General features: G+C 71.2%; 13 protein-coding genes and 1 tRNA gene. 7 read left to right on the top strand and 7 right to left on the bottom strand.

The genetic code is table 11. The features are described 5' to 3' along the window. Window positions 1-55: 55 nt before the first annotated feature. The 7 genes from sdhC to DDF67_RS19620 all read left to right on the top strand — a co-directional run bounded on the left by sdhC (window position 56) and on the right by DDF67_RS19620 (window position 5,654). Window positions 56-463 carry a succinate dehydrogenase, cytochrome b556 subunit gene (sdhC, locus tag DDF67_RS19590; RefSeq protein WP_109102518.1) on the top strand — a complete coding sequence of 136 codons (408 nt, stop codon included), beginning with the start codon at window positions 56-58 and terminating at the stop codon, window positions 461-463. Between the two features lie 2 nt (window positions 464-465). Continuing rightward, complete coding sequence (gene sdhD, locus DDF67_RS19595) at window positions 466-867, top strand: succinate dehydrogenase, hydrophobic membrane anchor protein (RefSeq protein ID WP_109102519.1); 402 nt, start codon at window positions 466-468, stop codon at window positions 865-867. Next, window positions 867-2,654 carry a succinate dehydrogenase flavoprotein subunit gene (gene sdhA, locus DDF67_RS19600; RefSeq protein ID WP_109102520.1) on the top strand — a complete coding sequence of 596 codons (1,788 nt, stop codon included), beginning with the start codon at window positions 867-869 and terminating at the stop codon, window positions 2,652-2,654. The genes sdhD and sdhA overlap by 1 nt, the downstream gene beginning before the upstream one ends. A gap of 10 nt (window positions 2,655-2,664) precedes the next feature. After that, entirely contained in the window at window positions 2,665-3,447 is a 783-nt protein-coding gene (locus DDF67_RS19605; protein WP_101713980.1) for a succinate dehydrogenase iron-sulfur subunit, read from the top strand. A gap of 125 nt (window positions 3,448-3,572) precedes the next feature. After that, window positions 3,573-4,001, top strand: a complete 429-nt coding sequence (locus DDF67_RS19610; RefSeq protein WP_146198060.1) for a hypothetical protein — start codon at window positions 3,573-3,575, stop codon at window positions 3,999-4,001. 73 nt (window positions 4,002-4,074) lie between these two features. Next, window positions 4,075-5,304: an NAD(P)/FAD-dependent oxidoreductase gene (locus DDF67_RS19615; protein ID WP_109102522.1), complete on the top strand. Its 1,230-nt coding sequence runs from the start codon at window positions 4,075-4,077 to the stop codon at window positions 5,302-5,304. A 29-nt stretch (window positions 5,305-5,333) separates the two neighbouring features. Then, window positions 5,334-5,654 carry a 2Fe-2S iron-sulfur cluster-binding protein gene (locus DDF67_RS19620; RefSeq protein ID WP_101713977.1) on the top strand — a complete coding sequence of 107 codons (321 nt, stop codon included), beginning with the start codon at window positions 5,334-5,336 and terminating at the stop codon, window positions 5,652-5,654. Window positions 5,655-5,674: 20 nt separating this feature from the next. Here DDF67_RS19620 and DDF67_RS19625 read toward each other — a convergent pair whose 3' ends face one another. The 7 genes from DDF67_RS19625 to hemC form a co-directional block, all read right to left on the bottom strand. Continuing rightward, window positions 5,675-6,310: a glutathione S-transferase family protein gene (locus DDF67_RS19625; RefSeq protein ID WP_109102523.1), complete on the bottom strand. Its 636-nt coding sequence runs from the start codon at window positions 6,308-6,310 to the stop codon at window positions 5,675-5,677. A gap of 64 nt (window positions 6,311-6,374) precedes the next feature. Next, entirely contained in the window at window positions 6,375-8,297 is a 1,923-nt protein-coding gene (locus tag DDF67_RS19630; RefSeq protein WP_109102524.1) for an acyltransferase family protein, read from the bottom strand. A gap of 262 nt (window positions 8,298-8,559) precedes the next feature. Then, window positions 8,560-8,635, bottom strand: a tRNA-Thr gene (locus DDF67_RS19635). A 40-nt stretch (window positions 8,636-8,675) separates the two neighbouring features. After that, on the bottom strand, window positions 8,676-10,244 hold the full coding sequence (locus DDF67_RS19640; protein WP_109102525.1) for a heme biosynthesis protein HemY: 1,569 nt from the start codon (window positions 10,242-10,244) through the stop codon (window positions 8,676-8,678). Then, window positions 10,241-11,152 (bottom strand): COG4223 family protein, encoded by a 912-nt coding sequence (locus DDF67_RS19645; protein WP_109102548.1) that lies wholly within the window; start codon window positions 11,150-11,152, stop codon window positions 10,241-10,243. The genes DDF67_RS19640 and DDF67_RS19645 overlap by 4 nt, the downstream gene beginning before the upstream one ends. 44 nt (window positions 11,153-11,196) lie before the next feature. Next, complete coding sequence (locus tag DDF67_RS19650) at window positions 11,197-11,904, bottom strand: uroporphyrinogen-III synthase (protein WP_109102526.1); 708 nt, start codon at window positions 11,902-11,904, stop codon at window positions 11,197-11,199. Next, complete coding sequence (hemC, locus tag DDF67_RS19655; protein WP_109102527.1) at window positions 11,901-12,869, bottom strand: hydroxymethylbilane synthase; 969 nt, start codon at window positions 12,867-12,869, stop codon at window positions 11,901-11,903. The genes DDF67_RS19650 and hemC overlap by 4 nt, the downstream gene beginning before the upstream one ends. Between the last annotated feature and the right edge of the window lie 28 nt (window positions 12,870-12,897).

Consider the following 12,897-nt stretch of genomic DNA (forward strand, 5'->3'; position numbering starts at 1 on the left):
GCGCTCGCGCTTAAAAGCGTCCCGCAACGCACAAATCCACAGGTTGGACGTAAAAATGACCGAGACGAGCCGGGGGCTCCCTGAGCGTCCGCTGTCGCCGCACCTCCAGGTCTGGCGCTGGCACATCACCATGGCGTGCTCGATCCTGCACCGCGCCAGCCTGTTCGCCCTCTATGTCGGCGTCCTGCTGCTGGCCGGCTGGGCCCTGGCCCTGGCCTCGGGTCCCGAGCACTACGCCTGCTACACCGGCGTGCTGGGCTCGCTGCTGGGCAAGCTGGTGCTGTTCGGCATCACGGTCGCGGTCTTCTACAACGTCGCCTACATCGTTCGTCAGAGCTTCTGGGACCTGGGCAAGGGCTTCAACCCCAAGACCGCCGACGCCACGGGCCTGGCCGTGATCGCCTTCGCGATCGTCGCCGCCGTCGTCACCTGGATCATCGCCTTCGCCACCGGAGCGATCTGACCATGAGCACCTCCAACAGCCAATTCCGCACCCCGCTGTCGCGCGCTCGCGGCCTGGGCGCGTCGCACCACGGCGTGGGCCACTTCATCGCCGAGCGCGTCTCGGGCCTGGCCCTGATCCCGCTGTTCCTGTGGGGCGCTTTCGCCGGCATCCGCCTGGCCGGCAGCGACTTCGACACGGTCGCCGCCTGGGTGGCGATCCCGATCAACGCCGTCCTGCTGTCGCTGCTCTTCATCGCGCTGCTGGTGCACCTGAAGAACGCCATCCAGGTGGTCATCGAGGACTATGTCGTGGCGTTCGCCCCGAAGGCCGCCCTCGTCATCGGCAACCTGTTCCTCTGCATGCTCGCCGGCGCCGCCGGGATCGTCTCGATCCTGAAGATCGCCTTCACCGGAGCCCTTTGATGTCGGCCTACACGTTCATCGACCACAAGTTCGACGTCGTCGTCGTGGGCGCCGGCGGCTCGGGCCTCCGCGCCGCGCTGGGCGCCGCGCAAGCCGGCCTCAAGACCGCCTGCATCACAAAGGTGTTCCCGACCCGCAGCCACACCGTGGCGGCCCAGGGCGGCATCTCGGCCTCGCTCGGCAACATGGGCCAGGACGACTGGCGCTGGCACATGTTCGACACCGTCAAGGGTTCGGACTGGCTGGGCGACCAGGACGCCATCGAATACCTGACTCGCAACGCTCCGGCGGCGGTCTATGAACTCGAGCACTGGGGCGTGCCGTTCTCGCGCACGGCCGAGGGCAAGATCTACCAGCGCGCCTTCGGCGGCATGACCAAGAACTTCGGCGAAGGCCCGATCCAGCGTACCTGCGCGGCGGCCGACCGCACCGGTCACGCCATGCTGCACACGATGTACGGCCAGTCGCTGGCCCACGACACCGAGTTCTTCATCGAGTACTTCGCCCTCGACCTGATCATGGAAGACGGCGCCTGCCGCGGCGTGACCGCGTGGAAGCTCGACGACGGCACCCTGCACCGCTTCCAGGCCCAGACCGTGATCCTGGCCACCGGCGGCTACGGCCGGGCCTACTTCTCGGCCACCTCGGCCCACACCTGCACGGGCGACGGCAACGCCATGGCGCTGCGCGCCGGCCTGCCGCTGCAGGACATGGAATTCGTGCAGTTCCACCCCACCGGCATCTACGGCGCCGGCTGCCTGATCACCGAGGGCGCCCGCGGCGAAGGCGGCTACCTGACCAACTCGGAGGGCGAGCGCTTCATGGAGCGCTACGCCCCGTCGGTTAAGGACCTGGCGCCCCGCGACATGGTCAGCCGCGCGATGACCATCGAGATCCGCGAAGGCCGCGGCGTTGGTCCCAACAAGGACCACATCTTCCTGCACCTCGACCACCTGGATCCCAAGATCCTGGCCGAGCGCCTGCCGGGCATCTCGGAAACCGCCAAGGTGTTCGCCGGCGTCGACGTGACCAAGGCGCCGATCCCGGTGCTGCCGACCGTCCACTACAACATGGGCGGCATCCCGACGAACTACCACGGCGAAGTCGTCACCAAGTCGGGCGACAATCCCGACCAGGTGATCCCGGGCCTGATGGCCGTGGGCGAAGCCGCCTGCGTGTCGGTGCACGGCGCCAACCGCCTGGGCTCGAACTCGCTGATCGACCTGGTGGTGTTCGGCCGCGCGGCCGGCCTGCGCTGCGCCGAGGTCCTGACCCCCGGCGCCAAGCAGCCGGAGCTGAAGCCGGCCCAGACCGAAGCCCACATCGAGCGCTTCGACCGCATGCGCAACGCCAACGGCTCGATCCCGACCGCCGAACTGCGCCTCGAAATGCAGAAGGCGATGCAGGAAGACGCCGCCGTGTTCCGCACCGGCGAGAGCCTGGACAGCGGCGTGGCCCGTCTGCAGGCCGTCTGGGACAAGAAGGGCGACGTGAAGGTCTCCGACCGCGGTCTGGTGTGGAACACCGACCTGATGGAGACCCTCGAGTTCGACAACCTCATCGGCCAGGCGGTCGTGACGGTGAACGGCGCGGCCAACCGCACCGAGAGCCGCGGCGCCCACGCCCGCGAGGACTTCTCCGAGCGTAACGACACCGAATGGATGAAGCACACCCTGGCCTGGCTCGACAACGAGACCGGCAAGGTGAGCATCGATTTCCGCCCGGTGCACAACTACACCATGTCGACCGACATCGACTACATCCCGCCGAAGCAACGGGTCTACTAGGGGAACGCAGATGGTCCAGCTCTCTCTTCCCAAGAACTCCCGCGTTCAGAGCGGCAAGCACTGGCCCGCTCCGGCCGGCGCCAAGAACGTGCGCTCGTTCAAGATCTACCGCTACGATCCCGAGACCGGGATGAACCCGCGGTGGGACACCTATGACGTCGATGTCGACGCCTGCGGTCCCATGGTCCTGGACGCGCTGCTCTACATCAAGAACACCATCGACCCGACCCTGGCGTTCCGCCGGTCGTGCCGCGAGGGCGTCTGCGGTTCGTGCGCGATGAACATCGGCGGCCGCAACACCCTGGCCTGCACGCACGGCCACGGCGAGGTGCCCGGCAAGGCCGTTCAGATCAGCCCGTTGCCGCACGCGCCGGTGGTCAAGGACCTGATCCCGGACCTGACGCTGTTCTACGCCCAGTACGCCTCGATCGAGCCGTGGCTGCACACCACGACCCCCGAGCCGCAGAAGGAATGGCGCCAGGCCCCGGAAGACCGCGAGAAGCTCGACGGCCTCTACGAGTGCATCCTGTGCGCCTGCTGCTCGACCTCGTGCCCTAGCTACTGGTGGAACGGCGAGAAGTACCTGGGTCCCGCCGCGCTGCTGCACGCCTACCGCTGGCTGATCGACAGCCGCGATGAAGCCACCGGCGAGCGCCTCGACGACCTCGAGGACCCGTTCAAGCTCTATCGCTGCCACACGATCATGAACTGCGCCCAGGTCTGCCCGAAGGGCCTGAACCCGGCCAAGGCCATCGCCTCGATCAAGAAGATGCTGGTGGAGCGGGTGGTCTGAGGACTGCCCGGGCCTTCGGTCTCGCCGCATTCCTGTGGGGCGCGGCCGAGGGCTTCCTGTTCTTCGTCGTTCCGGACGTGCTCATAAGCCTCGTCGCTCTGCGGCGAGGCTTTCGCATGGGGGCCATGGCCAGTCTGGCCGCGGGGCTGGGAGCGATGGTCGGCGGGGCGTTGATGTGGCTGTGGAGCGCCAGCGCGCCGGATGCGGCGCTGAAGGCGGTGGCGGCCGTGCCGTCGGTCTCCGACGCCATGATCGACAAGGCCAGGGGCGACATGGCCCGAGAGGGCTGGCTCCTCGCCAGCCTGAAGGGACCGCTGACCTCGACGCCCTACAAGGTCTATGCAGCCCTGGCTCCGCAGGCGGGCGCCGGCCTGCCGGCCTTCGCCGCGGCGGCCCTGCCTGTTCGCCTGCCGCGCTTTCTGCTCGTGGCGGCGGCGTTTTCGCTGATCGGCGCCATCATGCGCGGGCGAGCAGGGCCAAAGACCACGCTGGCCGTCTTCACGGCGGGATGGTTGCTGTTCTATGGCTGGTTCTGGATGACCCGTCCGGGCTAGCCCGGCTTGCAAAAGATGACGGGGTCGTCAATTTTGTTCCGTGCGGGAGACAAAGGCGTTGAGTGAAGCGGTCGTGAGCGATCCGAAGGCCAAGGTGGTGATCGTCGGCGCCGGCCATGCCGGCGGCTCGGCCGCCGCCTTCCTGCGCCAGTACGGCCACGAGGGCCCGATCGTGCTGATCGGCGAGGAGCCGCTGCTGCCCTATCAACGCCCGCCGCTCAGCAAGGCCTGGCTGAAGGGCGAGGCCGACGCCGACAGCCTCGCTCTGAAGCCCCAGGAATGGTACGCCGAGGCCAATGTCGCGCTTCGCCTGCAGGGCGTGGCGACCAGCCTCAACCGCGGCGCCCGCACCGTCAGCCTCGCTTCGGGCGAGGTGATCACCTACGATTTCCTGATCCTGGCCACCGGCGCCCGCGCCCGCGAGCTGCCGATCCCCGGCGCCGATCTTGCCGGCGTGCTGGCGCTGCGCACCGCGGCCGACGCGGAAGGGCTGAAGGCCGCCCTGGGTGCGGGCAAGCGCCTGGCCGTGGTCGGCGGCGGCTATGTTGGGCTCGAAGCGGCCGCCTCGGCCCGCGCCCTAGGCGCGCAGGCTATCGTCATCGAGCGCGAGAGCCGGGTGCTGGCCCGCGTGGCCTGCGAGACCCTGTCGACCTTCTTCCAGGACTATCACGGCGCCCGCGGCGTGACGTTCGAGCTGAACGCCAATGTCGAGGCCTTCGAGGGCGAGAATGGTCGCGTCACCGGCGTGCGCCTGAAGGGCGGCGAGATCGTCGCGTGCGACGCCGCGCTCGTGGGCGTCGGCGCCCATCCCAATGTCGAGCTGGCCCAGGACGCGGGCCTGGAGTGCGCGGGCGGCATCGTCGTCGACCTGGAAGCCCGCACCAGCGACCCGCGCGTCTTCGCCATCGGCGATGTCGCCCACCGGCCGCTGCCGCTGTACGAGCGCCAGTTCCGCCTCGAAAGCGTGCCCAACGCCCTGGAGCAGGCCAAGCAGGCCGCCGCCGCCATCGTCGGCCGCGCCGGGCCTTCACCGGAAGTGCCGTGGTTCTGGTCCGACCAGTACGACCTCAAGCTCCAGATCGCCGGCCTGCCGTTCGACGCCGACAGCACGATCGTGCGCGGCGACGTCGCCGCCGCCAAGTTCGCCGTCTTCCACCTCAAGGGCGATCTCGTCCAGGCCGTGGAAGCCGTCAACGCGCCGCCCGAGTTCATGGCCGGCAAACAATTGATCGCCAAGCGGACGCCCGTGTCTAAGACAAAGCTGTCCGATCCGGCGATATCCATGAAGGAAGTGGCGGCCTGAAAGCCGCCCGCTAGCTACGCAGGGGAACCATGGCCAAGATCACCTACATCGAATTCGACGGGACCGAGCACGTCCTCGACGTCAAGCCGGGCCTGACGGTCATGGAAGGCGCTGTGAAGAACAACGTGCCGGGCATCGACGCCGACTGCGGCGGCGCCTGCGCCTGCGCGACCTGCCACGTCTATGTGGACGACGCCTGGACCGACAAGACCGGCGACAAGTCGGCCATGGAGGAGTCGATGCTCGACTTCGCCGAGAACGTCGAGCCCAACAGCCGCCTGTCCTGCCAGATCAAGGTCAGCGACGCCCTGGACGGCCTGGTCGTGCGCCTGCCGGAAAGCCAGCACTAATACGCGCAGGCGAGGGGATCTCAGCGCCTCGGGACGAGGCGCCGGATCCCTTCTTCCATTTCCAGGAGCGCCTCCACGACGTGCTCGTCGCGGATCACCGCGCGCGCATAGGCCTCCACGCGCGGCAGGGCCTCGATCGGATCGATCCCGAAACGTCCGCCCGTGACCCGGGCCGCCAGCAGCGCTGGCGCGATCGCGCAGTCGGCATGCGACAGCGATCCGCCGACGGCGTAGGGGCCGTCTTCCAGAAGGTCGTCGAGCATGGCCAGGGCGTCGGCTAGCTGATCGAGCAGCCGTCGGTTCTCGGTCGGGCTTTGGGGCGTGGCCAGCGCGACCATCGGCGGCATCAGGTAGAGATCGGCCACGCGCACCAGCTGCCGCGTCCGAGCGCGTTCCAGGACGCCGGCGGGAAGCAGCGGGCGCGCCTGGGGAAAGAGCTCTTCCAGCAGCTCCAGGATGACGGCCGATTCCCAGACCGCCACGCCATCGTCGAGGATCAGCACCGGCACGCGGCCGGTCGGGCTGATGTCGCGAAATCGCCGGTCGTGCGGCCAGCCCGAGGGCGGCGGGACGATCTCGACGTCCAGGCCCTTGGCGCGGACCGCGATCCTGGCCCGCGCCGCGAACGGCGAGGCCGGGAGGCTGATCAGCTGCATGGTTCACCCCTCTGAACACGGGGGCGACCTTCGCGTGACGGGCGGCCGCGCGCAACCGCGCCGATCAGGCCCCCTTGGCGTTCGTCGTCGCCGGCGCGGCGGCGATCGGGCCCTGGCTCAGGCCTGGATCCTTGGCCACCACCCGTCTGGCCAGGATCTCCGAGCCGCTGCCGGTCAGGTGGCCGTAGTCGAACTGCACGGGATAGCCCTTGCCGTCGACCTCCAGGCAGTGGCCGGCGGGGCACATGGCCGAAGCCAGCGACACGTAGCGGGCGCCCTTCTGGCGGGCCAGCTTGCCGACCGCGCGGTCGACGGCGCTGACGTCCACCCGCTGCTCGTCGACGAAGTCGGGGTCGTGCATGCGGTCGGAGACGGCCAGCAGGCGAGGCAGGGGCGAGCGGTACTCGATGATCGGGCCGAACACGATGACGTCCAGGCCCTGGGCGCGCAGCTTGGTCAGGGTGGCTTCCAGGCGCGGCAGGTCGTCCCGCTTCCAGCGCGCAGCCAGCACCACGGTGTCGACCTTGTGGCTGGGCAGGTAGCCGTCGAACATCCGGTCCATCAGCGCCACGCAGCGCTCCTCGGCCGAGCCGGGATGGGTCAGGGTGGGCTTGCAGCCCGAGGCGGTGGCCTGCATCACGTTGACGGTCGGCATGGCCTTGGCCAGGCCGTACCACAGGTGGGCGGCGTGGCTGTCGCCGATCAGCAGGTAGTCGCGGCGCTGGGGGTCCTGCTTCACGCAGGCCATGTCGAAGTCGTCGACCGTGGAGCCCGACGGCAGGAAGCAGCTGCCCTCGCGCATCTGGCGGTGGCTCTTGTCGGTCAGCAGGTCGGCGATCTGCTGGACGCGCGGCGAGTAGCGGTAGGCCAGGCCCTGGTCGAACTGGCCGGCCACGCCGACGGCCACAAGCACGGCGGCGGCGACGCCGGCCAGCTGGAACAGCGGCTTCTGGGCCAGCTTCAGCGGGCCGTTGCGGAACGGTCGCTCGATGAACCACCAGGAGATCGTCGCCAGCACGATCGAGACCAGCACCGTGCCGATCTTGATGGCCATGGCCGGGGCGCCGCCGAACAGGAAGCTGTTCATCTGGGCGCCCACCATCACCGGCCAGTGCCACAGGTACAGCGAGTACGAGATCAGGCCGATGAACACCACCGGCCGCCACGACAGCAGGCGGCCCATCAGGGTGGGGCCGGTCTCGCCGGCGGCGATGACCAGGCCAGCGCCCAGGCAGGGCAGGATCGCGGCCGCGCCGGGGAAGGGCATCTGCTCGCGGTAGAACAGCACCGCCGCGCCGATCATGGCCAGGCCCGAGAGGGCGGCGGTCTCGCGCAGCCAGGCGCTGCGGATCTTGGGAACCATGCCGAGCGCCAGCACCGAGCCGACCATCAGTTCCCAGGCGCGGTTGTGCGGCAGGTAGAAGGCGGCGCTGGGCGCCAGGGCCACGCTGGCGACGGCGCTGGCGAACGAGACGGCCATCAGCACCCAGATGATCGGCTTAAGCCGGGTGGGGAACGCCCGCAGCACGAACGACAGCAGCAGCGGGAAGACGATGTAGAATTGCTCCTCCACCGACAGCGACCAGGTGTGCAGCAGGAGCTTGGTCGAGGAGTCGGAGTCGAAATAGCCGGCCTGGGTCCAGAAGAAGACGTTCGAGGCCGAGAACACCGAGGCGATCAGGCTGCGGGCGTATTCCAGCATCTCGCCGGGCAGCAGGGTGAAATAGGCCAGGGCCGTGGTGGCGGCCAGCACGGCCAGCAGGGCCGGGGCGATCCGCCGGACCCGGCGCTCGTAGAACCGCACCAGCGAGAAGTCGCCCCGGCTCAGCTCGGCGAAGATGTTGGCGGTGATCAGGTAGCCGGAGATGACGAAGAACACGTCCACCCCGACGAAGCCGCCCGGCAGCTGGTTGAAGCCGGCGTGGAAGGCGACGACGGGCAAGACGGCCACGGCGCGCAGTCCGTCGATGTCCCTGCGGTACTGCATGTCGATCCCCCGAGTTACGAACACTCAGCCGATCGCGCGCGCCCCGCCCCGGCGCGTCAACGTCAACCTTGGATCGAGAGCGTTAGGGCCGGCTTGTGACCGTTGATTGTTCGTCCCGCGCGGAAGCTGTGGAAAGGTTGTGCAGCACAAGCTTGACCATTGAGGGTTGCGCGCCGGACGCGCAGAACGCGCGTTCCTCCCGCCTCGCGGGCACATGGGCGCGGCCCGGACGGGCAGGCTGGATATCAAGAGAAGGAAGTGGTGGTGCCGCCTAGGTGACTCGAACACCTGACCTACGCATTACGAATGCGCCGCTCTACCGGCTGAGCTAAGGCGGCCCACGGCGCGCCGGCGAGATTCGCCGGGCGGAGGGAGCGCCTATTTAGCGGGGCGCGGGCCGCTTGCCAAGCGTCGTCGTGCGCCTGTGTTGCGACGGGGCGCCGGAGCGGGTCCGGGGGCGTCGGGCGAGGGCGGATCGTCGAGGGCGCCGGGGTCGTCCAGGCCCGGGTGGTCGAGGAAGGGGATCAGGGCCCCGCCGGTCTCGGCCGCGTGCACGAAGGCGGTGGATTCGGCCAAGGTCGACTGGGCGTAGGCCGAAGGCAGCTGCGGCAGGTCGCTCATCGTGCGCTCGCGCCGCTCGAAGCGCGGATGGATCAGTTCGCCGGTCTCGGCGTAGCTGGCGGCCAGGCGGGCCCAGTCCTCGCGGCCGTAGGCGAAGGCCTGGCCCTCGGGGTCGAGGTCGCTCCAGTCGGGCTCCTGCGGGGCGGCGACGCCCCGGGCGACCCAGGCGCGGGCCTCGTCGGGCTCGGCGTTGGCGAAGGCGACGCGGGCCATCAGGCCGGCCAGGCGCGCGGTGGGCGCGGCCTCTTCGGGCAGCAGGCGGGCGGCGGCGCGGGCGGCGACCGGGTCGCCGGCGATCAGGGCGCTCTCGACCTTGAGGATGCGGCTCTCGCGAGCCTCGGGCTTCAGCTGGGCCAGGGCCGCCAGGCGCGCGGCGCGGGTCTTGGGGGTCTCGCTGGTCTTGAGGTCGCGATAGGCCAGCCACAGGGCCGGGTGGGGCGCGCCCTTCCAGGCGGCCTCGATCAGGGTTCCAGCCCTTGCGGCCTTGCCGTCGGCGGCCAGCAGGCGGGCGGCCATGACCACGCCGGGAGCGAAGTCGGGCTTCAGCTTCACCGACTGCAGGGCGAAGTCGAGAGCCTGGTCCAGCGCCTTGGGGGCGTCGCTTTCCTCAAGGTTCGCCGCGGAGGCGGCGAGGAGAGCGGCGCGGGCGCGCTCGGCCACCACGGGCGAGACAATCTTGCGCTCCTGGCCGCCCTGGACGAGCTGCAGGGCCGCGGCCCAGTCGCCAGCCTCCAGGCGGGCTTCCAGCAGGGCGCGCCAGGCCCACAGGGCCGAGCGGGCCAGACCATAGGCGGTCTCGGCGTGCCTCAGGGCCAGCTGGCGGTCGCCTTCTGCCAGGGCCAGCTGCATCAGGCCGCGCAGGCCGGCCAGGCGCATCTCGGGAAAGCCCAGCATGGCGTTCCAGGCCTGGCGGGCGGCGAGGGCGTCGCCGGCCGCCTCGGCGGCCTGGGCGGTGAGCACGCGGACGAGGCCCGGGGCGTCGTCGGTCAGGTCGGCGGCCTTCTGGGCCAGGCGCCGGGCCTCGGAGCCGTCGCCCGCCGCCACGGCGAGAAAGCCGCGCGACAGGGCCTCGGTCGCCTGCTTGCGGCGGGCCTCGGCGCGGGCGCGGGCGGCGCGCTTGGGCGCTTCGATGATCCACAGCAGGCCCCGCCACAGGGCGGCGGCCAGCAGCGCCAGCAGCAGGGTCAGCAGGGCGGCGGCGGCGGCCGTCATCTCGACGCGCCAGCCCAGCCATTCCAGGCTGGCCGCGCCCGGCTCGCCGGTCAGCGACACGACGATCACGGCGATGACCGCGATCAGGACCAGGGCGAGGAGGGCGCGGATCATGGGATGGCAACCGGCGCGACGCCGGCCAGGCGGGCGTCGGCCTGGGCCCGCGAGACCTGCATCAGGCCGGCCAGGGCTTCGTCGCGGACGGCGGCGACCAGGCGGTCGATCTCGGCGCGGCGCTCGGCCTCGGCCCGCCAGGCGGCCAGCACTGGCCGGGCGCCGGGCGGCAGGGCGTCGAGGGCGCGCAGGGCGCCGGTCAGGTCGCCCGCGTCGAGCCTGACCTCGGCGCGGGCCAGCACGGCGTCGGGACCGTTTCCGGCCGTCGAGCCGACCTGGCGGATGGTGACGACGCGCGAGAGGGCGTGCTGCAGCTTGGCCAGGGCGCCGGCGTCGGGACCCGGTTCATGGGCGGCCACCGAGGCGCGGCCGGCCAGGTCGTCGAAGCTGGCGGCGAGGCCCGCGACGGTGGGGGCGCCCTGGCGGGCCAGGCGTTCGAGGGCGCGCACCTCCGACGATGGCGGCAGGACGCGTTCGAGGGCGGCGACGGCGTCGGCGAAGGGTTCGCCGCTCTGGGCGGCCTCGGCGAGGCTGGCGGCGGCCAGGGCGCCGGCGGCGGCGTCCAGCGTGCGGCGCTGGCCCGATTCGAGCAGGGCGATGCGGGCCTCCAGCCGGTCGACCTCGGCGGAGGGCGGCGGGGCGGGCGGGGCGGCGACCGCCGGCGTGTCGGCCAGGGGCGCGGCGAAGCCGGCGGCGACGGGCTGCTGGGTCGGCGGCGGCGCCTCGGGAGCGCCGCCCTTTTTCATGAACCAGGTCGGGCCGAAACGAGCGATGGCGACGCCTGCGCCGACGCAGGCGACGCACAGCACGATCATCACCCAGAACATGGGTCCCAGCAGGGGCTTTCTGGCATAGAGGGCCGGGTCGCTGGGGGCGGCGATTTCGGCGGGATCGGGGGCGGCGCTCATGATCCCCATTCGTGCCCCACGCGCGATTTGGGTGCAACTTCGCCTTAAGGCGAGAGCAGGTCGAACAACGCTGTTTCGCGAGGGCGCGGCGCGGCGGCCACAGGCCCCAGCCGTCCGTCGGCGGAAAGCACGGCCAGCGGCGCGGCGACGGCGGGCGACAGGCACAGGGCCCTCAGTCCCGGTGCGGGGCGCTGGCCCAGCAGCGCGGCCAGGGCGCGGGCGGCCTTGGGCGAGTGCAGCAGCACGGCGAAAAGGTGATCGAGCGCGGCCAGGGTCTCGCGCGCCGGCGCGCGGGCGAGGCTTTCGTAGACGGCGACCGACGAGGCCTCGATCCCGGCGCGCAGCAGGGGCGAGACGAGGTCGCCGGCCGGCTCGGCGGCGGCGGGATGCAGCAGGGCGCCGCCGAAGGCGCCGCGCCGGGCGGCGATCAGGCCGGCCAGGCCGGCGACGTCGCCTTGCGCCGATTCGATACGGGTGAAGCCAGCCTCGGCGGCGAGGTCTGCGGTGGCCGCGCCGACCGCGAACACCGGCAGGCCGCGCTCGTCGCTGGCCCGGGCGAAGGCGGCCACGCCGTTGCGGCTGGTGAAGGCCAGGGCCCCGACGCCGGCCAGGTCCGCCGTCCACGGCAGGTCGCGGATCTCCAGCAGCGGGTCGATCAGCGGAACATGGCCGAGCGCTTCGAGACGCGCGGCGGTGGCCTCGGCGCCGGGCCGGGCGCGGGTGATCCAGACGCGAGGCGCGCCTTCCGTCATTCGGTCGGCGCGATGATGGCGTCGCCGCCTTCGGCCTTGACCTCGGCGCCGAGCGAGAGGCCCAGGGCCAGCGCCTGGCCGGCGTCGTCATCGCCGGTCAGCACCACCTGCCCCTCGCGGCGCACCCGCAGGACGCCGTCGGGGCTCAGCGCCTCGACCAGCAGGGAGAGGCGCGAGCCGTTCAGGCGTCCGTAGGCGCCGACAGCCGTGCGGCACGAGCCTTCCAGGGCGTAGAGAGCGCCGCGCTCGGCGGCGACGGCGATGGTGGTCGGCCAGCAGCGGATCGCGGCCAGCCAGGGGGCGTCGACGTCCTCGGCGCGGCTCTCGATGGCCAGGGCGCCCTGGCCCGGGGCGGGCGGGGCGGCGAGCGGGTCGAGCCAGCTCTGGGGAATGTGGCCCATGCCCAGGCGGTTCAGGCCCGACTGGGCCAGCAGGATGGCGTCGGCCTCGCCGCGCTCCAGCTTGGCCAGGCGGGTGTCGACATTGCCGCGGAGCATGACGACGTCGAGGTCGGGGCGGATGTGCAGGGCCTGGGCCTGCCTGCGGAGCGAGGCCGTGCCCAGGCGCGCGCCGTGGGGCAGGTCTTCCAGCCGCTGGGCGACCTTGCTGATGAAGGCGTCGCGAGGATCCTCGCGCTCGGGCGTGGCGGCCAGCACCAGGCCCGGCGGCAGTTCGGCCGGCATGTCCTTGAGCGAATGCACCGCGCAGTCGATGCGGCCGTCGAGCAGGGCCTCCTCGATCTCCTTGGTGAACAGGCCCTTGCCGCCGATCTCCATCAGCCGGCGGTCCTGGATGCGGTCGCCGCTGGTGACGATGGGGATCAGCTGGGCGTAGCTCGCGATCTCTTCCGGGCCAGCGTCGAGCGGCGCGCCGAGGGCGTGGGCGATCCGCGCCTGCATGTGGCCGGACTGGGCGAGCGAGAGCTTGGAGCCGCGCGCGCCGATGCGGATGGGTTGCCGGGACACGGTCGGAACGTTACCTGCTACGAAACTT

Origin of the sequence: Caulobacter endophyticus (genome assembly GCF_003116815.1) — a bacterium.
Taxonomy (GTDB): Bacteria; Pseudomonadota; Alphaproteobacteria; order Caulobacterales; family Caulobacteraceae; genus Caulobacter; species Caulobacter endophyticus.